Source organism: Mycobacterium sp. SMC-18 (genome assembly GCF_045310895.1).
Lineage (GTDB): Bacteria > Actinomycetota > Actinomycetes > Mycobacteriales > Mycobacteriaceae > Mycobacterium.
This window is the reverse complement of record NZ_JBJIAL010000008.1, coordinates 166015-191918: the sequence shown is the minus strand read 5'-3', so window position 1 is coordinate 191918 and position 25904 is coordinate 166015. Positions and strand designations below refer to the sequence as shown.

Annotated in this window: 29 protein-coding genes and 1 pseudogene; 13 read left to right on the top strand and 17 right to left on the bottom strand. The window is 67.7% G+C overall.

Going from position 1 to position 25904, the window contains the following annotated elements; translation table 11 throughout:
- The first annotated feature begins 44 nt into the window (after positions 1-44).
- The 4 genes and pseudogenes from ACJH6J_RS10050 (at position 45) to ACJH6J_RS10035 (ending at position 3251) form a co-directional block, all read left to right on the top strand.
- Positions 45-773, top strand: a complete 729-nt coding sequence (locus ACJH6J_RS10050) for an amino acid ABC transporter ATP-binding protein (RefSeq protein ID WP_165605466.1) — start codon at positions 45-47, stop codon at positions 771-773.
- A 29-nt stretch (positions 774-802) separates the two neighbouring features.
- Positions 803-1597 (top strand): annotated as a pseudogene (locus ACJH6J_RS10045) (glutamate ABC transporter substrate-binding protein); the annotation flags it as partial.
- Positions 1598-1636: 39 nt separating this feature from the next.
- Complete coding sequence (locus ACJH6J_RS10040; RefSeq protein ID WP_234791633.1) at positions 1637-2311, top strand: amino acid ABC transporter permease; 675 nt, start codon at positions 1637-1639, stop codon at positions 2309-2311.
- Between the two features lie 61 nt (positions 2312-2372).
- On the top strand, positions 2373-3251 hold the full coding sequence (locus ACJH6J_RS10035) for an amino acid ABC transporter permease (RefSeq protein ID WP_406803921.1): 879 nt from the start codon (positions 2373-2375) through the stop codon (positions 3249-3251).
- Here the strand turns inward: ACJH6J_RS10035 and ACJH6J_RS10030 are convergent.
- A complete protein-coding gene (locus tag ACJH6J_RS10030) occupies positions 3221-3838 on the bottom strand; it encodes a TetR/AcrR family transcriptional regulator (RefSeq protein WP_406803920.1) in 618 nt (205 codons plus the stop codon). The genes ACJH6J_RS10035 and ACJH6J_RS10030 overlap by 31 nt on opposite strands.
- Positions 3839-3958: 120 nt before the next feature.
- Here ACJH6J_RS10030 and ACJH6J_RS10025 point away from each other — a divergent pair, with 120 nt between their 5' ends.
- Positions 3959-4714: a 3-oxoacyl-ACP reductase family protein gene (locus ACJH6J_RS10025; protein WP_406803919.1), complete on the top strand. Its 756-nt coding sequence runs from the start codon at positions 3959-3961 to the stop codon at positions 4712-4714.
- Between the two features lie 104 nt (positions 4715-4818).
- On the top strand, positions 4819-5757 hold the full coding sequence (locus ACJH6J_RS10020) for a hypothetical protein (RefSeq protein ID WP_406803918.1): 939 nt from the start codon (positions 4819-4821) through the stop codon (positions 5755-5757).
- On the opposite strand, the gene recX is transcribed toward ACJH6J_RS10020, so the two are convergent.
- From recX to ACJH6J_RS09995, 5 genes are all read right to left on the bottom strand, one after another.
- Entirely contained in the window at positions 5754-6287 is a 534-nt protein-coding gene (gene recX, locus ACJH6J_RS10015; RefSeq protein WP_212811735.1) for a recombination regulator RecX, read from the bottom strand. The genes ACJH6J_RS10020 and recX overlap by 4 nt on opposite strands.
- Positions 6256-7308: a recombinase RecA gene (recA, locus tag ACJH6J_RS10010; protein WP_212811736.1), complete on the bottom strand. Its 1053-nt coding sequence runs from the start codon at positions 7306-7308 to the stop codon at positions 6256-6258. The genes recX and recA overlap by 32 nt, the downstream gene beginning before the upstream one ends.
- 194 nt (positions 7309-7502) lie before the next feature.
- Positions 7503-8297 carry an SDR family oxidoreductase gene (locus tag ACJH6J_RS10005; RefSeq protein WP_212811737.1) on the bottom strand — a complete coding sequence of 265 codons (795 nt, stop codon included), beginning with the start codon at positions 8295-8297 and terminating at the stop codon, positions 7503-7505.
- Between the two features lie 127 nt (positions 8298-8424).
- A complete protein-coding gene (locus ACJH6J_RS10000; RefSeq protein ID WP_212811738.1) occupies positions 8425-8619 on the bottom strand; it encodes a DUF3046 domain-containing protein in 195 nt (64 codons plus the stop codon).
- Positions 8620-8628: 9 nt separating this feature from the next.
- On the bottom strand, positions 8629-9804 hold the full coding sequence (locus tag ACJH6J_RS09995; RefSeq protein WP_406803917.1) for a glycosyltransferase: 1176 nt from the start codon (positions 9802-9804) through the stop codon (positions 8629-8631).
- Positions 9805-9865: 61 nt separating this feature from the next.
- Here ACJH6J_RS09995 and ACJH6J_RS09990 point away from each other — a divergent pair, with 61 nt between their 5' ends.
- Positions 9866-10303: a limonene-1,2-epoxide hydrolase family protein gene (locus ACJH6J_RS09990; RefSeq protein ID WP_406803916.1), complete on the top strand. Its 438-nt coding sequence runs from the start codon at positions 9866-9868 to the stop codon at positions 10301-10303.
- A 21-nt stretch (positions 10304-10324) separates the two neighbouring features.
- A complete protein-coding gene (locus ACJH6J_RS09985; protein ID WP_212811741.1) occupies positions 10325-10765 on the top strand; it encodes a DUF5313 domain-containing protein in 441 nt (146 codons plus the stop codon).
- A gap of 6 nt (positions 10766-10771) precedes the next feature.
- Here ACJH6J_RS09985 and pspM read toward each other — a convergent pair whose 3' ends face one another.
- The 4 genes from pspM to pgsA all read right to left on the bottom strand — a co-directional run bounded on the left by pspM (position 10772) and on the right by pgsA (position 13639).
- A complete protein-coding gene (gene pspM / locus ACJH6J_RS09980) occupies positions 10772-11596 on the bottom strand; it encodes a phage shock envelope stress response protein PspM (protein WP_318984375.1) in 825 nt (274 codons plus the stop codon).
- Positions 11597-11620: 24 nt separating this feature from the next.
- Positions 11621-12430 carry a phage shock protein PspA gene (gene pspA, locus ACJH6J_RS09975; RefSeq protein WP_406803915.1) on the bottom strand — a complete coding sequence of 270 codons (810 nt, stop codon included), beginning with the start codon at positions 12428-12430 and terminating at the stop codon, positions 11621-11623.
- A 181-nt stretch (positions 12431-12611) separates the two neighbouring features.
- Positions 12612-12935 (bottom strand): transcriptional regulator ClgR, encoded by a 324-nt coding sequence (clgR, locus tag ACJH6J_RS09970; RefSeq protein ID WP_212811743.1) that lies wholly within the window; start codon positions 12933-12935, stop codon positions 12612-12614.
- A gap of 119 nt (positions 12936-13054) precedes the next feature.
- Entirely contained in the window at positions 13055-13639 is a 585-nt protein-coding gene (pgsA, locus tag ACJH6J_RS09965; protein WP_318984373.1) for a CDP-diacylglycerol--glycerol-3-phosphate 3-phosphatidyltransferase, read from the bottom strand.
- Between the two features lie 55 nt (positions 13640-13694).
- Here pgsA and ACJH6J_RS09960 point away from each other — a divergent pair, with 55 nt between their 5' ends.
- Positions 13695-14216: an amino-acid N-acetyltransferase gene (locus ACJH6J_RS09960; RefSeq protein WP_020101886.1), complete on the top strand. Its 522-nt coding sequence runs from the start codon at positions 13695-13697 to the stop codon at positions 14214-14216.
- Here the strand turns inward: ACJH6J_RS09960 and ACJH6J_RS09955 are convergent, their stop codons facing one another.
- Together ACJH6J_RS09955 and ACJH6J_RS09950 are read right to left on the bottom strand one after the other, a co-directional pair.
- Positions 14217-14735, bottom strand: coding sequence for a DUF4282 domain-containing protein (locus ACJH6J_RS09955; RefSeq protein ID WP_406803914.1), 519 nt, complete (start codon positions 14733-14735; stop codon positions 14217-14219).
- 109 nt (positions 14736-14844) lie between these two features.
- A complete protein-coding gene (locus ACJH6J_RS09950; protein ID WP_406803913.1) occupies positions 14845-17475 on the bottom strand; it encodes a DNA translocase FtsK in 2631 nt (876 codons plus the stop codon).
- 180 nt (positions 17476-17655) lie between these two features.
- Between ACJH6J_RS09950 and ACJH6J_RS09945 the strand changes: the two genes are divergently transcribed.
- Both ACJH6J_RS09945 and ACJH6J_RS09940 read left to right on the top strand, forming a co-directional pair.
- On the top strand, positions 17656-17976 hold the full coding sequence (locus ACJH6J_RS09945; protein ID WP_406803912.1) for a putative quinol monooxygenase: 321 nt from the start codon (positions 17656-17658) through the stop codon (positions 17974-17976).
- 2 nt (positions 17977-17978) lie between these two features.
- Positions 17979-18797, top strand: coding sequence for a mycofactocin-coupled SDR family oxidoreductase (locus ACJH6J_RS09940; RefSeq protein ID WP_406803911.1), 819 nt, complete (start codon positions 17979-17981; stop codon positions 18795-18797).
- A gap of 27 nt (positions 18798-18824) precedes the next feature.
- Here ACJH6J_RS09940 and ACJH6J_RS09935 read toward each other — a convergent pair whose 3' ends face one another.
- Positions 18825-19457, bottom strand: coding sequence for a hypothetical protein (locus ACJH6J_RS09935; protein ID WP_406803910.1), 633 nt, complete (start codon positions 19455-19457; stop codon positions 18825-18827).
- Between the two features lie 570 nt (positions 19458-20027).
- On the opposite strand from ACJH6J_RS09935, the gene ACJH6J_RS09930 reads away from it, so the two are divergent.
- Positions 20028-20537 (top strand): XRE family transcriptional regulator, encoded by a 510-nt coding sequence (locus tag ACJH6J_RS09930; RefSeq protein WP_406803909.1) that lies wholly within the window; start codon positions 20028-20030, stop codon positions 20535-20537.
- Positions 20524-21900, top strand: coding sequence for an ABC1 kinase family protein (locus ACJH6J_RS09925; protein ID WP_406803908.1), 1377 nt, complete (start codon positions 20524-20526; stop codon positions 21898-21900). The genes ACJH6J_RS09930 and ACJH6J_RS09925 overlap by 14 nt, the downstream gene beginning before the upstream one ends.
- Here the strand turns inward: ACJH6J_RS09925 and ACJH6J_RS09920 are convergent.
- The 4 genes from ACJH6J_RS09920 to dapA all read right to left on the bottom strand — a co-directional run bounded on the left by ACJH6J_RS09920 (position 21886) and on the right by dapA (position 25842).
- Positions 21886-22491, bottom strand: coding sequence for a TetR/AcrR family transcriptional regulator (locus ACJH6J_RS09920; protein ID WP_406803907.1), 606 nt, complete (start codon positions 22489-22491; stop codon positions 21886-21888). The two genes, ACJH6J_RS09925 and ACJH6J_RS09920, sit on opposite strands and share 15 nt — an antisense overlap.
- Positions 22484-23089 (bottom strand): TetR/AcrR family transcriptional regulator, encoded by a 606-nt coding sequence (locus tag ACJH6J_RS09915; RefSeq protein ID WP_406803906.1) that lies wholly within the window; start codon positions 23087-23089, stop codon positions 22484-22486. The genes ACJH6J_RS09920 and ACJH6J_RS09915 overlap by 8 nt, the downstream gene beginning before the upstream one ends.
- 174 nt (positions 23090-23263) lie before the next feature.
- The gene (locus ACJH6J_RS09910; protein WP_406803905.1) at positions 23264-24943 is read right to left on the bottom strand and encodes a ribonuclease J; all 1680 of its coding nucleotides are present in this window, start codon (positions 24941-24943) and stop codon (positions 23264-23266) included.
- Positions 24940-25842: a 4-hydroxy-tetrahydrodipicolinate synthase gene (gene dapA, locus ACJH6J_RS09905; RefSeq protein WP_318984366.1), complete on the bottom strand. Its 903-nt coding sequence runs from the start codon at positions 25840-25842 to the stop codon at positions 24940-24942. Before dapA ends, ACJH6J_RS09910 begins: the two co-directional genes overlap by 4 nt.
- Positions 25843-25904: the final 62 nt, after the last annotated feature.

The following is a 25904-nucleotide window of genomic DNA, read 5'->3' as shown; positions in this document are numbered from 1 at the left end:
TGTCTGTGCGCATGGTCACCGGCGAGCCGTCACCTGCCACCCCGATGATCTCGGTCAAGGGGGTCAACAAGCACTTCGGCGCACTGCATGTGCTGAAGGACATCAATCTCGAAGTCCCGCGCGGACAGGTGGTGGTGCTGCTCGGGCCGTCAGGTTCGGGTAAGTCGACGTTGTGTCGCACCATCAATCGGCTGGAGACCATCGACTCCGGGTCGATCCACATCGACGGTGAGCTCCTGCCCGAAGAGGGCCGCAAGCTGGCCACGCTGCGGTCCGAGGTCGGCATGGTGTTCCAGTCGTTCAACCTGTTCGCGCACAAGACAATTCTCGAGAACGTCACGCTCGCGCCGATGAAGGTGCGGCGGAAGAACAAGGACGAGGCCCGCAAGAAGGGGCTCGAGCTGCTGGAGCGGGTCGGGGTCGCCAACCAGGCCGACAAGTACCCGGCGCAGCTGTCCGGTGGTCAGCAGCAGCGCGTCGCGATCGCCCGGTCCCTGGCCATGGGCCCCAAGGTGATGCTGTTCGACGAGCCCACCAGCGCGCTGGACCCCGAGATGGTCAATGAGGTGCTGTCGGTGATGACGTCGCTGGCGACCGAGGGCATGACCATGATCGTGGTGACGCACGAGATGGGCTTCGCCCGCCGCGCGTCGAACCGGGTGGTGTTCATGGCCGACGGCACCATCGTCGAGGACGCCGAGCCCGACGAGTTCTTCACGGCGCCGAAGTCCAACCGGGCCCGGGACTTCCTGGGCAAGATCTTGGACCACTGATCGTGGAACGATCGATTGGGCAGAGGTTCGTGACGCGCACTCTGCGCCGCCTGGCCGCCGTCACTGTGCTGATCGTGGCGTTGTTGTCGCTGAGCGCGTGCGGCGCCAACAGCAAGAAGATCACCATCGGCACCAAGTTCGACCAGCCCGGCCTGGCCGCGAAGAAGCCCGACGGCACGCTGGCCGGCTTCGACATCGACGTCGCGACCTACGTGGCCGGGCAGCTGGGCTACAAACCCGACGACATCGAGTGGAAAGAAGCACCGTCGGGTCAGCGCGAGAACCTGATCCAGAACCACCAGGTCGACTTCATCGTCGCCACCTACTCGATCACCGACGCCCGTAAGCAGAAGGTGTCGTTCGCCGGACCATATCTGGTCACGGGCCAGAGCCTGCTGGTGCGCGCCGACAACAACGAGATCACCAGCGTCGAGTCGCTGCAGAACCACAAGAAGCTGTGCTCGGTGTCGGGTTCCACACCGGCACAACGCATCAAGGACAAGTACCCGGGCGTGCAGCTGCAGCAGTACGACACCTACTCGGCGTGCCTGGAGGCGGTGAAGACCGGCGCCATCGACGCGCTCAGCACCGACGAGGTGATCCTGGCGGGCTACGCCGCGCAGACGCCGGGTGCCTTCAAACTCGTCGGCAAGCCGTTCTCGGTGGAGAAGTACGGCATCGGATTGCTCAAGGGCGACAAGGAATTACGCCAGAAGATCAACGACGCCATCGAGAAGATGCAGAAGACCGGCGAGTGGCAGGCCGCGTTCGACCGCAACCTGGGTCCGGCCGGGCTGTCGGCGCCGCCGCCTCCTCCGCTGGACACCAACATCAATGGCGCCGGCGGCGCCAAGCGCGTCGATCTGTGGGGCACCTACGGCGGCAAGATCGTGAAGGCGTTCTGGACGACGATCCAGCTGACGCTGCTCGCCGCGGCCGGGGCACTGATCCTGGGCACCGTGCTGGCGGCGATGCGGCTGTCGCCGGTGCCGGTGCTGCGCTGGCTGGGCACGGCATACGTCAACGTGGTGCGCAATACCCCGTTGACGCTGATCATCCTGTTCTGTTCGTTCGGTATCGGGAACACCCTGCGGATCACCCTGGTCGATCCACATTCACCGACGGCTGTGGTGGACAGCAACTTTCGGCTCGCGGCGCTCGGGTTGACGGTCTACACCGCTTCGTTCGTGTGCGAGACGCTGCGTTCGGGCGTCAACACCGTGCCGCTGGGGCAGGCCGAGGCCGCGCGCTCGCTGGGCATGAGCTTCGGCCAGAACCTGCGGTTGATCCTGTTGCCGCAGGCTTTTCGCGCGGTGATCAATCCGCTGGGTTCGGTGCTGATCGCCCTGGTGAAGAACACCACCATCGCTTCGGCCATCGGCGTGGCCGAGGCGGCGCTGCTGATGAAGGAAATGATCGAGAACACCGCGGCGCTGCTGGCGGTCGGCTCGATCTTCGCCGCGGGTTTCGTGGTCCTGACGTTGCCGTTGGGGCTGTTGTTCGGTTGGTTGGGTAAGCGATACGCGGTGGTGCGGTGATGAGCGCTTGCGCGAAGAACAGAGGACTCCGGTTGAGCGCGTGCGCGAAGGGCGGGCACTGATGAGCGAAGCTTCCGTCCTCTACGACGCCCCGGGCCCACGGGCGCAGCGGCGCAACCTGTTGTTCGCCGCCGTCATCGTCGCGGTGATCATCGCGATGGCCGGCTGGGTGCTGTGGCAGTTCGAGTCGAAAGGCCAACTGACCGAAGCGAAATGGCACCCGTTCCTGACCGCGAACCTGTGGACGACGTACGTGCTGCCCGGCGTGGCCGGCACGTTGACGGCGGCCGCGGTCTCGATTGTGCTGGCGCTCGTCCTAGGTCTGGCGCTGGGCATGGGCCGGTTGTCGGATGCGCGTCCGGTGCGCTGGGTCTGCTCGGTGTTCGTCGAGTTCTTCCGTGCCGTCCCGGTCCTGATCATGATGTTGTTCGCGTATTTCCTGTACGCGCTGTACGACGTCTTCCCGTCACGCCAACTGGCACTGGCCGGCGTGATCACCGGCCTGACGCTGTACAACGGCGCCGTGATCGCGGAGATCGTGCGGGCCGGTGTGCACGCGCTGCCGCGCGGCCAGCGTGAGGCCGCCGTCGCACTGGGCCTGCGGCCCGGTCAGACCCTGCGGCTGATCCTGCTCCCCCAGGCCGTGACGTCGATGCTGCCGGTGCTGGTGTCCCAGATGGTGGTGGTGCTCAAGGACACCGCGATCGGCTACCAGATCACCTTCGTCGAGATGGTCCGCCAGGGCACGAACATCGGTTCGGCGTACAGCAACTACATCCCCGCGCTGCTGGTGATCGCGGCGCTGATGATCAGCCTCAACTTCGCACTGTCGGCACTGGCGACCCGCCTCGAAGCCCGGCTGCGCAAGTCCCGGCGCAGCCCCGAACCACTGCAGATCAAGACCGGGGTTCAGGAGGATGCGCCGGGAACCCCGGCCTGACGCGGTTCGGGCCAGGCGCGCAGCGCCTGATCGGCCACCGCGTGCAATTCGTCGCGGTCGGCACCGCTGTTGGCCTGGACTGCCAGGCCCTGACAGACCGCCCCGATCCAGCGGGCCAGCACCTCCGGGTCCGCCCCGGGTAGTTCGCCCACACGTTGGGCCGCCGTGAACCGTTCGGCCATGTGAGCAACCGCGTCTTCGCGCAGTTGCGCCAGTTCGGCGTGCAATGCCGCCGCCTCGTCGCCGGCGGCCAGGGCGCTCTGCACCAGCAGGCAGCCCCGCGGACCCGCTGTCCCCGCTGACGCGTCGACAGCGCCGTGCACCATGGCGTACGCGGTATCCCACGCGGTGGGCAGGGCCAGCGCCCGTTCCGCGTACCCACCGGGACCGGCCTGGTAGCGCCGCACGGCGGCCCGGAAAAGGTCGGCCTTGGAACCGTATTCGGCGTACAGCCCGCGCCGGTTCACCCCGGTGGCAGCCGCGAGATCGGCGATGGACACTCCGTCGTAACCGTGCGCCCAGAACAACCGCATCGCAATGTCCAGGACGCACTCCGGGTCGTACATGCGAGGTCTGCCGATCGCCATCAGCCCCCCTGGTGTGATCCGGGCCACAGTTCGGAATGAAGTCCGGCCGTAGCGGCTTGTCCTGAGCGTACTTAGTAACCGATCGGTTCGAAAGAATCATCCCCACGACTTGGAGAGCTCATGAGCACCACCTCGGAAGCACCACTTGCCGGCCGACGTGCACTGGTCACCGGCGGTTCCCGCGGCATCGGCGCCGCGACTGTGCGCCGGCTCGCCGCCGACGGCGCCGCGGTCGCGTTCACGTACCAGTCGTCGCCCGATGCCGCGCAGGACCTGGTCGACGAACTCGAAGCGACCGGTGCCAAGGTGGCCGCCATCAAGGCCGACAGCGCCGATGCGCTGGCCGTCGCCGCGGCCGTGGACGAAGCCGTCGAGCGGCTCGGCGGCCTCGACATCCTGGTCAACAACGCCGGCGTCGCGCAGGGCGCGCCGATCGAGTCGTTCCCGTTGGAGGACTTCGACCGGATGCTGGACATCAACGTCAAGGCGGTGTTCGCGGCGATCCAGCGCGCCGTGCCCCACCTGGGTGCCGGCGGCCGGATCATCACCATCGGCAGCGTGAACGCCGACCGCGTGCCGACCCCCGGCTTCTCGGTGTACGCCCTCACCAAGGCCGCCGTCGCCGGACTGACGCGCGGCCTGGTGCGCGAGCTCGGCCCGCGCGGCATCACCATCAACAACATCCAGCCGGGCCCGATCGCCACCGACATGAACCCTGACGAGGGCGAGCTCGCCGAGTCCCTGCGCCCGCTGATCGCCGTCGGCCGTTACGGCCAGCCGCGCGACGTGGCCAGCGCCGTCGCCTATCTGGCGTCCCCCGAGGCGGGATTCGTCACGGGCGTCAGCTGGAACATCGACGGCGGTTTCGTGATCTGACGCCGCGTCGTCGCAGCAGTCCGCGGGGTTCGCCTTCCCGGGTGAACCCCGCGGGCATGCATGTCGTGTCCCTGATGGAGGTTCACTCGATCCCGGGAGGCGTCATGAGCGTCGCGGTACGTGCGTTCACAGCAGTTCCAGCTCCAACCCAGACCGTCGCGGCGCTGTGCACCGCGTGCCTGGTTCTCACCGCGGCACCGTCGCCAGGGCACGCCGCCGCCCGAGCGGTGCCGGTGCTCACCGAACCGAGCATCTCGCTGACGGCACAGCCGCTGCCACTGCCGCTCGATCTGCTCAACCAGCAGGTGGTGTTCAACGTCGGGCTGTTCGTCGACTGGGTCACCACCGGCGCCGCCCTGTTCCAGCGCCAGGCGCAGATACCGGGGAATTTCGTGGCGGCCATCGGCAGTGGCACGCCGCCACCGGCTGCCGCCGCGCAAGCCTTGAGCGCGTTCGCCGACATCGAGTTCGAGGCCGGACGCGATCTCGTCGGGTTCGCCCAGGACATCGCGGTGTTCCAGCTCCAGTTCAGAGCCACCACCCTGTCCGCATTCCCGCCGTTCAACTCGGGACCCGGTCAGCAGTTCGTCGTCGACACCACCGCATTCGGCCTCAACGTCACACAGCAGATGGCGGACTTCGCACGAGCGGTGATCGCGTCAGTGGAAAAGTTCACGCACAACATGCTGGGCACGCCGGTGCCGACAACGATCGCTGCGGTGAATCCCACTGCAACCATTGACGTCCCGCAGACACCGAAGACACTGGCCCCCACGAAAACACCGACCACGCAACAGGATTCGACCGCCTCGACGTTCAGTCCCAAGCCGCCCAAGCTCCCGGCGCCGCCAAAGAAGCCCCGCCAACTTCTCGACGTGGCGGCCGGCGACATCGATCACCCACCGGCCGGCAAGTTCGCGCCACCCAAGTTGTCGGCACCCAAGTTCTCGGCGCCGAAGTTCTCGGCGCCCAAGTTGTCGCTACCGAAGCTGTCGCTGCCCAAGATCACGCACCCGCAGCCCAAAGGACCGGCCAAAGACTAGACCGCGCGGCGCTGCCGTTCCTGCGTGAGCTGGGTGTTGACCACATCGAAGGCCATGCCCTGGCTGTACCCGCGGCGTGCCAACATCGCGACCAGGCGCCGGGTCACCTTCATCTCGTCATCGAGGTTCTCCCGCCGGAGCTTCGCGGCGACCAGTTCCTCGGCGCGCACCCGCCACTCACCCGCGTCGACGCTGTCGAGCGTCTCGGCGATCACGTCGGCGTCGATTCCCTTGGTCCGTAACTCAGAAGCCAAGGCACGCTTGCCTTTTCCCGCATTGGTGCGACGTTCACGCACCCACTGCTCGGCAAAGGCCACGTCGTCGACGAGGCCGACCTCGGCGAGCCGGTCCAGCACCCGGGCGCTGACATCCTCGGGGAAACCGCGCTTGGTCAGCTGAGCTTCGAGCTCGGCCCGGCTGCGCGCCCGGGTGGTGAGCAGACGCAGGCACACGTCCCGCGCCTGCTCCTCACGCCGCTGCGGCTGCGCCGGCTCGGCCTCAGAAGTCGACCGGGGCGGGAAGGACGTCATCGGCCGCACCATCGGTCACCACTGCACCGATACCGAGCTTCTCCTTGATCTTCTTCTCGATCTCGTTGGCGGCATCCGCGTTCTGCAGCAGGTAGTTACGGGCATTCTCCTTGCCCTGCCCCAGCTGCTCGCCGTCGTAGGTGAACCACGAACCGGACTTACGGATGAAGCCGTGCTCGACACCCATGTCGATGAGCGAGCCCTCACGCGAGATGCCGCGACCGTAGAGGATGTCGAACTCGGCCTGCTTGAACGGCGGCGACACCTTGTTCTTGACGATCTTGACGCGGGTGCGGTTACCGACCGCGTCGGTGCCGTCCTTGAGCGTCTCGATACGGCGTACGTCCATACGCACCGAGGCGTAGAACTTCAAAGCCTTACCACCCGTGGTGGTTTCGGGCGAACCAAACATCACGCCGATCTTCTCGCGCAGCTGGTTGATGAAGATGGCGGTGGTACCGGAGTTGTTCAGCGCACCGGTCATCTTGCGCAGCGCCTGGCTCATCAGGCGGGCCTGCAGACCGACGTGGCTGTCACCCATCTCGCCCTCGATCTCGGCGCGCGGCACCAGGGCGGCGACCGAGTCGATGACCAGGATGTCGATGGCGCCGGAGCGGACCAGCATGTCGGCGATCTCCAGCGCCTGCTCACCGGTGTCCGGCTGGGAGACCAGCAGTGCGTCGGTGTCGACGCCGAGTTTCTTGGCATACTCGGGGTCCAGAGCGTGCTCGGCGTCGATGAACGCCGCGATGCCGCCGGCCGCCTGGGCGTTGGCCACGGCGTGCAGGGCCACGGTGGTCTTACCCGAGGACTCCGGGCCGTAGATCTCGACGACGCGGCCACGCGGCAGGCCACCGATACCGAGCGCGACGTCCAGTGCGATGGATCCGGTCGGAATGACCGAAATCGGTTGGCGCGACTCTTCTCCCAGCCGCATGACCGAGCCCTTACCGAAGCTCTTGTCGATCTGTGCGAGCGCGAGCTCGAGTGCCTTCTCGCGATCTGGGGCCTGTGCTGCCATGGTGGTCTCCGTCCTCGTGGGTGTCCGTTGATCGGGTTTCCGATCGGTTGGCCGTGACGCTAGATGAGGCCACCGACAAGTTTTTCGAACTGACACCACAGTAGCGAACAGATGTTCGACTTCAAGCGGACACGCCGATCAATGACCGGTCACGCGGTGATCGCCACGGTCTTCGTGGTCATCGCCCATCGACGTCACAGTGAACGCTGGCGCCGCAGGCCCAGCGCCCTCATCAGGGACAGCGCGCGCAGACCGGCGGCCGGCGCCACATCGGTGCCGCGGGCGATCACGCCGCGCCAGCGCGGTACGACACGGAAGATCTGACGGGAATCCATCAGCTCCAGGGCAGCTCGTGCGATGTCGTCGGCGGCCAGCGGCTTGGGACCCGAGAACAGCAGCGCCGCACCGGGGTCATGGGTCCGCGAGTTGACCATCTCGGTGTTCACCACGTCGGGGCACAGCGCCCTGACCCGGATCGGCAGGCCCGCGCCGCGCAGTTCGCCCTGCAGAGAGGTGGTGTACGACAGCACCGCGGCCTTGCTCGCGGCATACACGGCCAGCCCCGGCACCGGCGTCAGCGCCGAGATGGACGCGATGTTGAGGATGACACCGCCACCGGCACCCATGGCGTTGACCGCCGCCATGCAGCCCGCCATCATGCCGCGGACGTTGACGTCGAGGGTCTGCACGACGTGCTCGGCGGGCTGCTCCCAGGAGTTCCCCGCGTGCAGCACACCGGCGTTGTTGACCCACACCGCAAGTCGGCCCTGCTGCGCAGCCAGTGCCGCCACGGCCTCATGGCCGGCGACGTCGCGCACATCCTGGGCCACACCCCACGCACCGCGCCCGACGGACTCCGCCGCGCGCTGCGCGGCGTCCCCGTCAACGTCGGTGATCAGTACGCGGTGTCCCGCCGCGGCAAGGGCTTTCGCGATGGCGAGGCCGATTCCCCGCCCAGCTCCGGTGACTACGGCAATGCTGGCGCTCATCGGCGTGCTGTCGTCCTTCCATCGTGGGGTTCACGCACGACGCTATCGGGGCACTCTCGGCGAACACCATGTCGTCGGCCGACAAACACCGAAGCGCGAACCGTGCGGAGAGACCAAAGACCGGCGCTCACCACTGATCGCGCGGGACGTCGAAGTCCGCGCACAGGGCGCGCCAGACATCGCGGGGTTCGACGCCCGCTTCGATCGCTTGCGCCGGGGTACGGCCACCGAGCGCGGCCAGCACGTGGTCCGACACCAACGCAGCGCCGCGCGCCGCACCGAACTGCTCTTCGATCAGCAGGGTGAATTCGGTCAGTCGCACCGCACCAACCTACTCAGCGGGGCCGCCGAGCGCCGCTCGGCATACGGCCACCGGGTCGGCGACGTCCGCGCCGCTGGCACCGGCGCGCCGGGCCGCCTCCCGGTACGACGGCGTCGCCAGCACGCGGCCGACTGTCGCCGCCAGTGCTTCGGCGGTCACCGGCCGGATCAGCTCACCACTGCCCTGCCGCACAATCCGATTGGCGATCTCCCACTGGTCACCGCCACCGGGCACCACGACCAGCGGCACCCCGGCCAGCAGCGTCTTGGACACGATGCCGTGGCCACTGCCGCAGATCATGACATCGGCCCGCTTCAGCAGTTCGTCCTGCCGCCCGAGACCGACGGCGGCCCACGGCGGCACCGGCGCGTCGGGGCCGCGCAGCCGCGAGACGACGACGCGCGCGCCGTCGGGCAGCGTCTGCCCGGGGATCAGCGTCTCGAGCGCCAGGTCGTCCAGGCCCTGCATCCCCGTCGTCGCGGTCGACGGCGCCACCACCACGACCGGCCCCGAACCGGGCGGTATGTCGAGTACCGCGGTCGTGGGCTCGAAGTGCAGCGGTCCCACGACGACGGCTTCGGCCGGCCAGTCCGGCCGCGGTACCTCCAGCCCGGGCAGGGTCGCGATCAGCCGCCGCGCCGGCCCGGGATCGGTTGCGGGCAAGCCGATTCCGACGCGCGCCGCGGACCGCTGCCGGTTGCCCTGACGCACCGAACGAGCCGTGAGGAACCGTAGTGTCGCGTCCCGCAGCCGGCCCCGCACGCCGACGCCGGGCGCCAGGCCACTGCCCAGCGGCGGCAACCCTTTCGACGGCAGGTACAACGGGTGCGGGGTCAGTTCGACCCACGGCAGGCCCATCGACTCGGCGACCATCCCGCCGCAGGCCGTGATGACGTCGGACACGATCAGGTCCGGCGCCGGCTCTCGCAGCGACGACTCATTGAGCACCGCCATCCGGGCCGCACGCTCGTGAATCTTGGCGCCCGAGTCGAGGTCGTCGTCGCCGTCCTCGGGATCCAGCCCGAGCAGCTCCCGCGCATCGACGCCGGCCTGCCGTGCGGTGTCGAGCCACTGCCGGCCGGTGAACAGCAGCGGATGGTCGCCGGCAGCCCGGAACCGGAGGCACAGCGCGATGGCCGGAAAGGCATGGCCGGGGTCCGGCCCGGCAACGACGGCGACGCGCATCGGGTCACCCTGTCACACCGGGGCCTGTGCGCCGGCGGGCAGGCGCACTACCGTGGCCGGTATGACACAGAGCACACCGGCCTTGACCCAGACCAACGCCGAGATCGTCGAATCGTTCCTCTACGCCCTGCAGGCCGAGGACATGGACACCGCAGACCGCCTGCTCGACGACAACCTCGTCTACGAGAACGTCGGGCTGCCGACCATCCACGGCCGCACGCGCGCGATGAAGCTGTTCCGCCCGATGAAGAAGAGCCCGGTCAGTTTCGAGGTCAAGTTCCACCGCATCGTCGGCGAGGGCACGACGGTGCTCAACGAGCGCACCGACGCGCTGGTCATTGGTCCAGTGCGCCTGCAGTTCTGGGTCTGCGGGGTCTTCGAGGTGCACAACGGCAAGATCACGCTGTGGCGCGACTACTTCGACATGTTCGACATGGCCAAGGCCACGCTGCGCGGCCTCATCGGCGCCGTCGTCCCGGGCCTGCGTCCGACCATGTAGTCCCCGGTAAAATCGGCCACCATGGCCAATGAGAACCGCCCGAAGCCCAACGCCTGGCAGTACATCAAGTACAGCTACGGCGGCCGGCTGCCCGACTCGATGCGGGCGTGGGTGACCGAGGACCTCATCGGCAAGGGCGCGACGCTGCGGATCGTCATCCGCATGTTCGTCCCGGCGTTTCTGATCCTGATCCCCATCTGGTTCCTGCCCGAGCTCCTCGGCATCACGGGAGGGCAGGATCTGGTGATCCGCCTGAGCGCGACGGTGCCGATCCTGATCCCGGTGATCTACTTCTCGCACGCCCTGAACAAGATCTGGCGCCGCCACATGCTGGTCAAGCACGGCATCGACCCGAAGCTCCTCGAAGAGTCGTTGCGGCAGAAGAACGCCCACATCCACGCGGCCTACGAAGAGCGGTACGGCCGCCGGTCCGACGACGGCACGGGCAGCACCACGATCTAGCGGCCGTCAGGCCTGGCGCAGCCGTCCGAGTTCGTCGAAGGCCTGCGCCCAGGCACTGAGCCGGTCCGTGGCGGCCACCAGTTCGCTGCGGTAACGCTGCTCGGACATCGACCGCGCCGAGCCCGCACCGCTGTTCGCCGCGGACACCAATTGTGCCGCCGCCGTGGCGATGTCGCCGTACTGCCGCACACCTGCCTCGAGCTGGGCCGTGTACGCCTTGATGGTCGGGGCCAGATGTCCGCGGGACTGCGGCACCGAGCCGGCCGCGCGTTCCATGGCGACGATTTCCCCGGCCGTACCGGCCAGCGCCGCAGCCGACACGTTGGCCGCGGCGGTCACCTCGGCGATCTCGCCGGCCGGCAGCAACTGGCCACGCTGGATGACGCTCAGCAGTGAGTACAGCCCGCGTTCCGCCGACGCCAGGGTCTCCATCGGACGCCGCGCTGCCGAGCCTCTGGGCGGCAGCCGCCGTGACGTCCGCGCGGGCGGCAGGGGCTCGCCGCGCAGCCACCGGTACCGCAGGAAGCACAGCGTGGCCAGGAAGGCGGCGCCGCCGGCGATGGGTCCGGTGATGATCAGCACCCAGAACGGCGTGCTCCAGGCCGCCAGCAGTGCCGTCAGCCCGATCCAGAAGGCGCTGGCGCCGGCGAAGAGCCAGCCCAACCGCAGCGCCCAGCGCCGCTTGCGCAGCAGGCGCGCCCGCGGGTCGGCGGCGGCGCCGAGGCGTTGAGCCACCAGGTCGGACAATTCGGCAGCGGTGTCGATGCTGCGTTGCAGGACTGCCTGCCAGCCCCGGGTCTCCCCGGGACGGCCGGCCGACTGGGCGTTCACCGCTGCCCCCTCACATCTCGAAAGTTACTGCGACAGTGGATTTTCCGGAGCCGGGTTGGCTGCCGGAGCCGCGGGAGTGGCGGGCGCGGCGGCACCGCCGGACGGCAGGGAGTTGCCCTGCATCGAGGCACGGATCTGCTCGAGGCGCGAATGCCCGGCCATCTGCACGCTGGCCTGCTGGACCTCCATCATGCGGCCCTGCACCGAGTTCTGCGCCAGCTCGGCAGAGCCCATGGCGTTGGCGTAGCGACGCTCGATCTTGTCGCGCACCTCGTCGAGGCTCGGGGTGTTGCCCGGCGCGGCGATCTCGGTCATGGAGCGCAGCGAGGCACTGACCTGCTCCTGCATCTTGGCCTGCTCGAGCTGCGACAGCAGCTTGGTGCGCTCGGCGATCTTCTGCTGCAGCACCATGGCGTTCTGCTCGACGGCCTTCTTGGCCTGCGTCGCGGCCTGCAGCGACTGGTCGTGCAGCCCCTTGAGGTCCTCGACGCTCTGCTCGGCGGTCACCAGCTGGGCGGCGAAGGCCTCGGCGGCGTTGTTGTATTCGGTGGCCTTGGCGACATCGCCGGCCGCGGTGGCCTGGTCGGCCAGGGTCAGCGCCTGACGGACGTTGGCCTGCAGCTTCTCGATGTCGGCGAGCTGACGGTTCAGGCGCATCTCCAGCTGGCGCTGGTTGCCGATGACCGAGGCGGCCTGCTGCGTCAGGGCCTGGTGCTGGCGCTGGGCCTCCTCGATCGCCTGCTGAATCTGCACCTTCGGGTCGGCGTATTCGTCGACCTTGGAGCTGAACAGCGCCATGAGGTACTTCCAGGCTTTGACAAAGGGATTGGCCATGAGATCGGTCCGCCTTCGTGTCGTTCGTTGATTCGGGATCGGTTGTCAGGTTGCCGGCCACACGGTGGCAGCGCGTCTACAGCCAACCTAGTGGGTATGGACAGCCGGACGCAGCCCGCATGCAGGATTACGGCGCGGCGAATGCCGGACGCGTTCGAGCTGCGGTTCAGGCCTCGGCGACTCAGGCAACTGCCATGGCGAGAGCCTGTGGGATGACGACCTTGGTCGCGACGTCGATGTTGGCCACCGTGCGGTCGGCCTCGGCGCGCTCGGTGTGCAGCATCTGCTCGGCGGCGTCGGCCAGCACCTGGGACAGCGGCACGTCCAGGGCGCCGCAGATGGCACCGAGCAGTTCACTCGAGGGTTCCTTGCGGCCCCGCTCGACCTCGGACAGGTAGCCCAGGCTCACCCGAGCACCGTCGGACACCTCGCGCAGTGTGCGTCCCTGCCCGGTACGGGCCTGACGCAGCACGTCGCCGATGACCTCACGTAGCAATGTCGTCATCGTGTTTCCCCTTCGCCCTGAAGTAACAGCAGCCGCGCAGCCCGGCCGGACCACCCGTTCTACACGGTCTTGTAGGCACCAACGTGGCGACGCACCGCTTTGGTTCCCGGGCTGCCGGATCAGGGCCGGCGAAAAGCGGAGACGGCGTAGTCGATGCCGGTCAGCACCGTGAGCACGACGGCGGCCCACATGAACACCCAGGCGGTGGTCAGCCATGGCGCGGGCCAGGCATGCAGGGGCAGGACGAACAGGCCGATCGCCACGGCTTGCACCAACGTCTTGAGCTTGCCGCCGCGGCTGGCGGGGATGACGCCGCGCCGGATCACCGCGAAGCGCAACAGCGTCACCGCGAGCTCGCGGGCCAGGATCACGACCGTGATCCACCACGGCAGGTCGCCGAGCATCGACAGCCCGATCAGCGCGGCGCCGATCAGCGCCTTGTCGGCGATGGGATCGGCCAGCTTGCCGAATTCGGTGACCATGTCGAAGCTGCGGGCGATCTCGCCGTCGAACCGGTCGGTGATGACGGCGGCCGCGAACACGACGAAAGCGGCTATCCGCCAACGGGTTTCGTGACCGTCACCGGCGAACAGCGCGGCCAGGAACACGGGCACCAGCACGATGCGCAGTCCGGTCAGCAGATTGGCGATGTTCGCCACGCCGGCGCGCGAGGCGCGCGGATCGGTATCTGACTGGCCTGTCACCGACACAGGATATCCGGTCACCTACCGGGCGATACGCAGCCGATACCCTCCACATGTGAGCGACGCACCGAAACCCGCCACCACCGGGCTGGTGGTTCGCCGCGCCCGGACTTCCGATGTACCGGGAATCAAGGCCCTCGTGGACATCTACGCGGGAAAGATCCTGCTGGAAAAGAACCTGGTGACCCTCTACGAGGCGGTCCAGGAGTTCTGGGTCGCCGACCTGCACGGCGAGATCGTCGGCTGTGGCGCATTACACGTGCTGTGGGCCGATCTCGGTGAGGTGCGTACCGTCGCCGCGCACCCCAAGGTGCGCGGCATGGGCGTCGGGCATGCCGTGGTGGCCAAGCTGCTCGACGTGGCGCGGGAACTGCAGTTGCAGCGCGTCTTCGTGCTGACCTTCGAGACCGATTTCTTCAGCCGCCACGGCTTCAAGGAGATCGAGGGCACGCCCGTCACCGCCGAGGTGTACGAGGAGATGTGCCGCTCGTACGACACCGGTGTGGCGGAGTTCCTCGACCTCTCCTACGTCAAGCCGAACACCCTGGGCAACACCCGGATGCTGGTCACGCTGTAGCTAATCGGCGCTGTCGGCGGCGGCGTTGCGGCGTGCGACGATCCGGTCCCGCATGTCCATGATCGCGGCCCGCCGGCGGGACCGCCCGCCCCGGCCGAACGAAGGCAGTGTCGGGATCACCTCGATCTTGTCCGAGACCCCGATCATCAGCTCGGCGATCTCCAGCACCAATTCGTTGAGCTCGTCGACCTGTTGGCCCATCGCCATGAAGGCGCTCAGCGACTCGAGGACCACCCGCGCCACCAACACGATCGAGACGCAGGTCACGGGGCCGGCGAGCAGCAGCCAGAACACGCCGAGCCAGGGGGACAACTCGAAGGCCACGACGGCGCCCGTCAGGTACAGAACCACCGCACCGGCGATGACGAGCCCGTACAACAGCGGGACCACGTGCTGCGCCGTCGACTTCCGGAACCCGAAGTCGGTGAACGCCGTCAGCGCGGGCCGGCTGCGGCCACCGGATTCGTACTCGGCGTCGAGCTCCGCTTCCGTCGCTGCGCTGCGCGAAATGTCAACCACGGCAAAGCCTCCTTAGGAGTCCAGCCTCCCACAGTCGGCGCCGTCAGCCACTGATCGTCGGTGTTATCCGCACCGCCGATCAACCCGGGTGTGACCCCGGCAACACCGGTCAGAAGCCCGGGTCGTCGTCCACCGAGCCGTTGGCGTCGGAGCCGCCCTGGATCAGCATCAGCGTGCCGGCGAGCTCGTCGGGCTTGACCAGGACCTCGCGGGCCTTGGAGCCCTCGGACGGTCCGACGATGCCGCGCGTCTCCATCAGGTCCATCAGGCGCCCGGCCTTGGCGAACCCGACCCGCAGCTTGCGCTGCAGCATCGAGGTCGAGCCGAACTGGCTCGACACCACGAGCTCCACGGCCTGCAGGAAGACGTCCATGTCGTCGCCGATGTCGCTGTCGATGTCGCGCTTCTCGACGGTCTTCACCGTGACGCCGTCGATGAACTCGGGCTGGGCCTGCTGCTTGGTGAAGGCGACGACGGCCTGGATTTCGTCGTCACTGACGAAGGCGCCCTGCACACGGATGGGCTTGGGTGCCTCCGACGGCTGGAACAGGCCGTCACCCTTGCCGGTGAGCTTCTCGGCACCGATCTGGTCGAGGATGACGCGCGAGTTGGTCGCGTTGGTGACGCCGAATGCCATGCGGGACGGCACATTTGCCTTGATCAGACCGGTCACCACCGACACCACCGGCTGCTGGGTGGCCAGCACCAGGTGGATGCCCGCGGCGCGGGCCTTCTGGGTGATGCGGACGATGGCGTCCTCGACGTCGCGCGGCGCCTGCATCATCAGGTCGGCCAACTCGTCGACGACGCACAGGATGTACGGATAGGTCTTGTAGACCCGCTCGCTGCCCAGCGGTGCGGTGATCTCGCCCGAGCGCACCTTCTTGTTGAAGTCGTCGATGTGCCGGACACCGCTGGCGCTCATGTCCTGGTAGCGCTGCTCCATCTCCTCGACGAGCCAGGCCAGCGCGGCGGCGGCCTTCTTCGGGTCGATGATGACGGGCGTGATGAGGTGCGGAATGCCTTGGTACGGCGGGAATTCCACCATCTTCGGGTCGACGAGGATCATCCGCACCTCGTCCGGGGTGGCGCGCTGCAGCAGCGACACCAGCATCGAGTTGATGAAGCTCGACTTACCCGAACCGGTGGAGCCGGCCACCAGCAGGTGCGGCATCTTGGCCAGGTTGTAGCTGATGAAGTGGCCTTCGACGTCCTTGCCGATGCCGAACACCATCGGGTGGTGGTCCTTGCGGGTGGTCGGCGCGTTCAGCACGTCCTTGAGCCGGACCATCTCGCGGTCGCTGTTCGGGACCTCGACACCGACCAACGACTTACCGGGGATCGGGGCGAGCAGGCGGATGTGCTCGTTGGCCACCGCGTAGGCGAGGTTGCGCTGCAGCTGCGTGAACCGCTCGACGCGCACACCGGGCCCGAGCTCGATCTCGTACCGGGTGACGGTCGGGCCGCGCTGGAATCCCACGACCGTGGCGTCGACCTTGAACTGCTCCATGACCTCGGCGATGGCGTTCATGATGCGGTCGTTGTCACGGCCGACGCGCTTGGGCGGGTCGCCGTCGGCAAGCAGGTCCAGCGGCGGCAGGGTGTAGTCACCCTCGATGACACGGTCGATCGACAAGCCGTCGTCCTGCGCCTTTTCCACGGCCTTGGCCTCGCTGGGCACCGGGTCCGCGACGTTCTGCGCCTTGCGGCGGCGCGGCTTGGCGGCCGGCTCGGGCGCAGTCGGCGCCTCGTCGGCAGCGGGTTCGACCGGGTAGTTGTCCATCGGCGTGCGGCCCAGCGGCCGCGTCATCGCCGCGGTGGACTGGTCCGAACCGGGCCAGGCCTCGGGCTCGTCCCGGTTGTACGTCGGGTCGTCGTAGTAGCCGTCGGAGAAGTCATCGGCGAAGTCGTCGACGAAACCGCCCGGTGCGTCGTCGTCCTCGTCATGCTCGCCGTGCAGGCGACCGGAAACCATGTAGCGCAACGTGTCCGGCAGTTCGCGGATCGTCGTGCCGGTGACCAGCAGCAGGCCGAACAGCACGCCCATGATCAGCAGCGGCGTGGCGATCCAGACGGTCAGGCCGTCCGAGAGCGGCCCGCCGATGACGAAGCCGACGAAGCCGGCGGCGCCGCGGCGCTCCCCGGGCTCGGTGGGCCCGCCGGCCCAGATGTGCCACAGGCCCAGTACCGGCAGCCCGATCATCGCGGCACCGAGGATCAGCCGAGGCCGGGCGTCGGGGTTCGGGTGGGTACGCATCAGCGTGACGGCCAGCGCGAGCAGCAGCACCGGCAGCACCACGACAGCGGATCCGACGACGGTGCGGACGCCGTAGTCGATCCAGGCACCGACCGGCCGGGCCGCGTCGAACCAGGAGCTCGCCGCAATCAGGAAGGCGACGCCGAGCAGCGCCAGCGCGATGCCGTCACGGCGGTGTCCGGGCTCGAGTTCGCGGGCGCGGCCGACGCTGCGGGCGGTGGTTCCGGCGCCCTTGGCGAGCATCAGCCAGCCGGCGCGGGCGCCACGACCCACCGCTGCGCCGGCGGTCGCGACGGGAGACGGATGCGGCGCGGATTTGCGGGCCGGCTTGCGGGCGGGCGATTTCGGGGCCGGCGGACGCGCCGGCCGGCCCGACTTTGCACTGCCTGACTTCGATGAACGCGCCCCCGAACCGGCTGCGCCACGATTCGCCGACCCGGCCTTGGCCCGGTTAGCTGAGCTCGTTGCGGTTTTACTCGCCATGGCTGCCAGCCTAGTCGCAATTACCCCATCTGCACCATCTGCCACACAAGTAACGCTTGGGTCACGACCCCGGCCACATATCCGCTGGTCATGCCGCAGTGGGAGCCACGTCACACGCGCCGCGCGGCCCGGGCTAACGTGGACACCTGTCTAGGTCAGCTAGCTATCGAGGAGTCGTTCATGCCCGTCGTCGTCGTCGCCACCATGAAAGCCAAGCCCGAGTCCGTCGACCTGGTCCGCGCCGCGTGCGTCGAGGCCGTCGACGCCGTCCACGGCGAACCGGGCTGTGAGCTCTACTCACTGCACGAGGCCGACGGTGGCACCTTCGTGTTCGTCGAGCAGTGGGCCGACGCGGACGCCATCAAGGCCCACAGCACCGCCCCGGCCATCGGCAAGTTGTTCGGCGCCATCGGCGAGCACCTCGACGGTGCGCCCGACATCAAGATGCTGGCTCCCGTGGTCGCCGGCGATCCGGCCAAGGGCCAGCTGCGGGCGAGCTGACGATGGGTGAGCTGAGCGGCAAGGTCGCCTTCATCACTGGCGCGGCGCGCGGCCAGGGCCGTGCGCACGCGGTGAAGCTGTCGTCGATGGGCGCCGACATCATCGCCGTCGACCTGTGCGACCAGATCGCGTCGGTCCCCTACCCCATGGCCACGCCCGACGATCTGGCCGCGACGGTCAAGCTGGTCGAGGACAACGGCGCGCGGATCGTCGCCAGTCAGGCCGACGTCCGCGACCGCGACGCCCTCAAGACCGCACTCGAGGCCGGTGTCGATGAGCTCGGGGGGCGGCTGGACATCGTGATCGCCAACGCCGGGATCGCGCCGATGGCCGGCGAAAACGCCTGGCAGGACGTCATCGACGTCAACCTCACGGGCGTCTACAACACCCTGGACGTGGCGGCGCGCCCGATGGTCAAGGCCGGCAACGGCGGGTCGATCGTGCTGATCAGCTCGGTCGCCGGACTGGTCGGACTGTCCTCACCGATGGCCGGGTCGGTGGGCTATGCCGCCGCCAAGCACGGCATGGTCGGCCTGATGCGGGTGTACGCGAACCTGCTGGCCTCGCAGAACATCCGGGTCAACTCGATCCATCCGGCCGGGGTCAACACCCCGATGATCGACAACGAGTTCACCCGGAAGTGGTTGAGCCAGTTGACCGAGGAAACGAAAGCGGGGCCGGACATGACGAACGCGCTGCCCGTGCAGGTGCTCGAGGTCGAGGACATCGCCAACACCGTGGCCTGGCTGGTGTCGGAGGCCGGCCGGTACATCACCGGCGTGACGCTGCCGGTGGACGCCGGCTTCGTCAACAAGCGCTGACGCGAACCGCTTCGGCCCCAACCCAATTCACGGCGCGACGCCGGGTAAGGCCGGTGCCCGTTCTTCGGGTGCGCGGCGGGTTGCCGCCGGCTGCTGCACGTCTACGTGTGTGCGCCGAAGGAGGTGGCGGCCACGTCGGCGCAACCGGCGAAGCCCGCCCCACCGCGGCATCGGGTATCCGAGCACATGAACGAAGTCGGATTCACCGTGCAGCAGCACGTTGATTTCGCTCGGGCCTGACAGCGGATAACAGCTTTCAGAACCAGCGAATTGAACGGTATCGATCTCGTTGCCGAGGAAGACGGTGACGCGGACGACTTTCGGAGTACCGAAAAGTAGTTGGCGGGTGTGATTGTGACGATCACCCAACGCCAGGACACCAGTGGCAACGTCGAGATGCCCGTCGAACGCCGGCTCGCCCAGTCCGCGGGTATCCGTACCCGAATACACCCGCACGCGCACCATCCTGCCGGCGAGATCGCATTCGTGGACGTTCATGGTGTGCACCCACAGCGCCCGCGCAAGACCCCCGTCGCCGTGCACATCAGGGTGCACGTAGACGCCCGAAACACCGCCCGCGCCAACGTCTTCGATCACCACGACGCTGCCGTCGGGCGCGATCTCGCTATCGCACAGCACCTTGTTCGTTGTGACCCCCACAGCGAAACCCCTTCCGCTGCCGCACCTGGCAGCCGTCCCCTCGGTTCCAATGCCGCTTTTGCGTGCGCGAGCTCATCGAATTGCGGGGGAGCGTCTCAACACTGAGACCTCGCCGGCCCATCCGGTGGCTGCCGACATCCCCCGTCCCGACAGCGCCGCGGATTCAACATTTCAGCAACAATTGACGTCGGCTAGCGATATTCCCCACGGTTTCTCACAGTGAACACACAGCTACGAACGTCCAGCGGGGTGAACACCCCACAGTCCACCACGCAATTCCACCCCTTCCAGCGCAAATACGGCACACACTCCCCCAAGTTGACCGGATTCTGCTTTCCGAGCCGAGGATTACATATAGCGGACTGACGTGTCAACATTTCATTTTCCGACAGCTCTAGCGAAGTTGACGGCCGTGAGCTAACGTACTCGCTCCGGGTACGTTGGCGAACATCTGTTACATCGCCAACGGATCCGAAACGCTCCCCCAAGCGGCTAATACCCGGCCATCTGGTTCCCGCACGTGCGCAGCACGTCACGTCAGGACCTGGCAACACCATTTGGGGGAACGACATGTTCAGCAGGAAGCACCCGCAGAAGCCCGCGGGAAACATCACCTTGTTCGCCGAGCGGCTCAACAATCTCTTCACCGCCATCTATCCACCGACACGGGGCCCGTACCGGAACTGCGAAGTGACGCAAGCGCTGGCTCGCCGCGGCTACGACTTGTCGGACCCCTACCTGTCGCAGCTGCGCCGTGGCATACGCACCCGCCCGTCACGCCTGACGGTGCACATGTTGGCCGAATTCTTCGGTGTCCGAACCGAATACCTCGACGGCGAAGACTCCGGTTACACCCGTGTCCTCGACAGCGAATTGGACTGGCTCCGTCTCGCCCGCAACACGTCGGTGCGCGAGGTCACCACTGCCCTTCTGACCCTGCGACCGAGCGACCGCGAGGCCCTGCTCGACTCTGCGAGTTCCCTTGCCAACCTGGACGAGCCGGTTGTAAACCAGGCACGAGGGATTCGGCTCGGCGCCATGCCCATCAATGTCGAGGCAGGCCACGTTGACGCCTGGTGATCAACCCACCGACCGCGCCACGCGCGGCGCACGCGTCGGGCAGGTCGCCGCCCGCGCCGCGGCGCGCCGGGCAACGAACGCCGTTCGACAGCCTTTTCTGTCCGAAGAACAGAAAGCGCGGGCCCGCGACGAACAGATGCTGCGTTTGGCCGACGACCTCGCCACCACATTGGGCACCATGAAGGGTGCGGCGATGAAGGTCGGCCAGCTGCTCTCGCTGCTGAATTTCGGCCTCAGCTCCGCACAGACCCGAGATGAATTCTCGCGCCGACTGTCTCCGTTGTTCAGCCGTGCCCCCGCCGTCGACAACGCCGTCATGTTTCGGTTGATGGACTCCGAGTGGGGCGCGCTGCGTGGCCAGGTACGCACCGTCGAACCCGAGCCACTGGCCACGGCGTCGCTCGGGCAGGTCTACCGGGCCCAGCTCACCGACGGACGCGACGTGGCAGTCAAGGTCCAATACCCGTGGGCGCGTAGCGCGGTCCGCGCAGACCTGAAGAACCTGGCCCTGCTGGTCCGGCTACGCGCCAGGGCCTACCCGGTCAGAGGACTGAATGCGGTGGTGGCCGAGGTCAGCCGACAGATCACGGCCGAACTCGACTACCGCCGGGAGCTGGCCAACCACCGCGCGGTCTTCGAAGCTCATCGCGCACATCCGGTGTTCGCGATCCCCGAGCCGATCGACGAGTTGTGCACCGACCGCGTCATGGTGACCGAGTTCCTGGACGGCACGCAGCTTCATCACCTCACCGACGTCGACCAGACGGTGCGCGACCACATCGGCGAGGCGGTCTTCCGCTTCTACTGCGCCAGCATCTACACCAGCGGCGAGTTCTGCGCCGACCCACACCCCGGCAACATCCTGCGCCTGCCGGACGACCGAATCGGTTTCCTCGATTTCGGCCTGTACGTACGGATGAGCCGAGCCGAAGTCGATCTGGAACGGTCGGTACTGAAGGCGGTCATGCGCGGCGACGCCGCGACCGCACATCGACTGGCCAGCGTGGCCGGCTTCATCGTCGATGCCGAGGCGCTGCCCCCGGAGATGGCGTTGGAATACATGCGGGCCGTCGCCGGGTGGTATCTCACTCCAGGGCTGAGCCAGGTCACCGACAAGGTCGCGTACAAGGCGTTGTCGCAGGCGATGCTGCCCCAATCCGATTACCGCTCAGGGATATTCAAGCAGCGCATGCACAGCGCACACGCTTTCTCACGCCGGACCGAGATGAGCGTGTGCGCGCTGTTGGGCACGCTGCAAGCCCGGGGTCGCTGGTACGACATCGCTTCGGAATGGGCCCTGGACGCCGCGCCCACGACCGAGATGGGACAGCAGATAGCCCGCTGGCGCTCACGAATCCGGTAGCACCCGGCGCAGCCCGCCCAGCAGAAAGGCCGCACATGACTGCGCGATGGGCTCCGGGTCGACGTCGGTGCCGTCACCGACGAGCATCGGGAACGTCGCCATCAACACACACGACACCACCGCCTGTCCGGCGATGCGTACGTCGGCGTTGTCGCGAATCCAGCCCTGCCGGCGTCCCACCTCCAGGAATGCGGCCACCTGCGCACCGAGTTGGTCGTAGGCGGCGAGCACCGATTCATAGGCCTGTTCGTCCACGCCGGGTGCGGCAATCGCCACGAAGGACACCAGCGCGCGGTTTTTCGCGATGTAGGTCACGGCGCGGCGCACGCGGTCGGTGAATTCGGCGACGTACGCGGTGCGGCTGGTCCATTCGGCCGGCTCATCTTCGCCGGCGATCGCGGCCGAAATCTCTTGGACGGTCCGGGACTGGACGGAATCGAGGAGGTCCCGCTTGCTGCGGAAGTAGTTGTAGAAGGTGCCGTGGCCGACCCCGCAGCGGGCGGTGATGTCGGCGACGTCGACGTCGCGGTATCCACGCTCGATGAACAAGTCGGTGGCCGCCGCGTACAGCTCGGCAGCTCTCTCAGGCATCGCTGGTCTCCCCGTCGGCGGTGTCCTCGGTCAGCAATCCCTGATCGGCGATTCTCGAGATCGACGCCAGGAAGGTGGCGCGCGACTCGGCCGTCCTGTCCCCCCGCATCGACATCAGTAACCCCGGGCCGGACAAACCGACCACCAGGCGGCCCAGCAACGCCCACGTGTCACGGTGATCCACCGAGGCGTAGTCGGGGTTCGCCGTCTCGAACAGCCGGGCGAACGCGACGTCCACCGTCGACAGGAGCCCGCTGACCCGGAACCGCAGTTCGGGGTCGATGGCGCTGCTTTCCACCGTGAGCAGCCGGACGATCGCAGGATCCTCGTCGACGAGATCGAACAGACGGGTCCCGAACAGCGTGATGAGCTCCATGGCCTGGTGGTAGTCGGTCAGGTCCAGACTCGCCAGCGAGCCGATCCGGAGTGCCCGCGCAGCTTTCGTGACCGCGTAATCGAAGACGTCGTCGAGCAGATCCCGTTTGCTCGGGTAATACCGGTACAAGGTGCCCTGCCCGACATTGGCGTGGCGGGCGATATCCGCCATCGTCGTCTGGTCATAGCCGCGAGCGGTCAGCACGGCATACGCAGCCCGCACGATCTCCTTGCGCCTGGCAGCTCGCAAATCGGCGTTGGCCGGCCTGCCGCGCGCACGGCGATCGGAGGCTTGACCCCCCCGCGGCAAAGTCACCGGGCCGAGTTTAGTGGTACGGACCGACCCCGATGCGAGTTTCCCTCGTACCGAGGCTTTACGCCGGTTATTGTCGCGGGGCTAAATTTCGAGGACGGTCGGCACGATCATCGGCTGGCGCCGGTAGGTCTCGCCGACCCACTTGCCGACGGCCCGCCGCACCGCCTGGGCGATGCGCGCGGGATCGGTGACTTGCTCGGAGACAAGGGTTTCCAGCGCCGTCTGCGCCTTCTCGGCGCCCGGCTCGAGGGCCTTCGGGTCCTCGGAGAAGCCGCGCGAGTGCAGGTGCACCGGGGCCACCGGCTTGCGGGTCTCGCGGCTGATCACCACGGTGACCGCGATGAAACCCGAAGTCAGCGTGAGCCTTTCACCCAGGGTGGCGTCGCCGACGTCGCCCAGTACCAGACCGTCGACGAACACCTTGCCGACCGGCACGGCGCCGGCGATCCGGGCCTGCCCGTTGATCAGGTCGACACTGACGCCGTTCTCGGCGAGGACGACGTTTTCCTCCGGCACCCCGGTACGCATCGCGAGTTTGGCGTTGGCACGCAGGTGCCGCCAGGTGCCGTGCACGGGCATGACGTTGCGCGGCCGCACCCCGCGGTACAGGAACAGCAGCTCGCCGGCAAAGGCATGCCCGGAAACATGCACGCGCACTTGCTGATTGGTGACGACGCGGGCGCCGATCTTGGCCAGCGAGTCGATCACGCCGTAGACGGCTTCCTCGTTGCCGGGGATCAGCGAGCTGGACAGGATGATCAGGTCGCCGGCGGTCAGCGTGATGCTGCGGTGCTCGCCGCGGGACATCCGGGACAGCGCCGCCATGGGCTCGCCCTGGGTGCCGGTCGTGATCAGCACGACGCGGTCGGCCGGCAGCAGCTCGGCCGCACCGATGTCGATGACGTCGTCGTCGTCGACGTTGAGGAAGCCGAGTTCCTTGGCGATTCCCATGTTGCGGACCATCGAGCGGCCGACGAAGGAGACCTTGCGCCCCAGCGCCACGGCGGCGTCGATGATCTGCTGCACACGGTCGACGTTCGAGGCGAAGCACGCCACGATGACGCGGCCGTCCGCGCCGCGGATCAGCCGGTGCAGGTTGGGACCGACCTCGCTCTCGGAGGGACTGACTCCGGGAATCTCGGCGTTGGTCGAGTCGCACAGGAACAGGTCGACGCCCTGTTCGCCGAGCCGGGACATGCCGGGCAGGTCGGTGGGCCGGCCGTCCGGCGGCAGCTGGTCGAGCTTGATGTCACCGGTGTGCAGCACCGTGCCGGCGCCGGTGTGCACGGCGATGGCGAGGGCATCGGGAATCGAGTGGTTGACCGCGAAGTACTCGCACTCGAACACCCCGTGGGTACTGCGCTGACCCTCGGCGACGATCTGCATGTTCGGCTTGAGCCGGTGCTCGCGGCACTTGGCGGCCACCAGGGCCAACGTGAACCGAGAGCCCACCACGGGAATGTCCGGCCGCATCTTGAGCAGATACGGGATGGCGCCGATGTGGTCCTCGTGCGCGTGGGTGAGCACCAGGGCCTCGATATCGGCCAGCCGGTCCTCGATGTGCCGGATGTCCGGCAGGATCAGGTCGACGGCGGGCTCGTCGTGCGTCGGGAACAGCACGCCGCAGTCGATGATGAGCAGCCGGCCCAGGTGCTCGAAAACGGTCATGTTGCGGCCGATTTCGCTGATGCCGCCCAGTGCCGTCACACGCAGACCGCCCGGCTCCAATGGGCCGGGCGGTGCGAAGGCGGGTCTGGTCACGCAAGCACCGATGCCGTGCGCAGGTCCGCGGCGAGTGCCGCCAGCTGGTCCGGCGTGGCGGGCACCTGCGGCAACCGCGGGTTACCGACCTCGATACCCAGCAACCGCAGGCCTTCCTTGCTCATGGTGACGCCGCCCAGTCGGTTCTGCGCCTCGCCGAGCGAGTACAGGCCCACATGAATCTTGCGCGCGGTCGCGATGTCGCCGGAATTGAAGGCCGACAACATGTCCCGCAGCTGGCCGGCGGCCACGTGACCCCAGACGCTGATGAACCCGGTGGCGCCCATCGCGAGCCACGGCAGGTTGAGCGTGTCGTCGCCGGAGTAGTAGGCCAATCCGGTCTCGGCCATCATCTGCGCGCCGCCGTTGAGATCACCCTTGGCGTCCTTGACCGCGACGATGTTCGGGTGCGCCGACAGCGTGCGGATGGTGTCCCATTCGATCGGGACCGCCGAGCGCGGCGGGATGTCGTAGAGGACCACCGGGAGGTCGGTGGCGTCGGCGACGGCGGTGAAGTGCGCGACGAGGCCGGCCTGCGGCGGCTTCGAGTAGTACGGCGTCACCACGAGCAGACCGTGCGCGCCGGCCGCGGCGCTGGCCTTGGCCAGGTGGACGCTGTGCGCGGTGTCGTAGCTGCCGGCGCCGGCGATGATGCGGGCCCGATCACCGACCTCTTCGAGAACCGCCTCGAGCAGGGCGATCTTCTCGTCGTCGGTGGTGGTCGGCGACTCGCCGGTGGTGCCGGAAACGACGAGGCCGTCGCACCCCTTGTCGACCAGGTACTTGGCTACCTTCTTCGCACCAGCCAGATCAAGCGAGCCGTCCGGGCCGAACGGCGTCACCATGGCAGTCAGCACGGTGCCCAAGCGTGCGCTGACGTCGATTCCGGTGGTGGTCACGGGCGACAAGATTACCCGCTGGTTCGCCCTGGTTTTGCACCGCCGCCCGGTGCGGCCGCGCG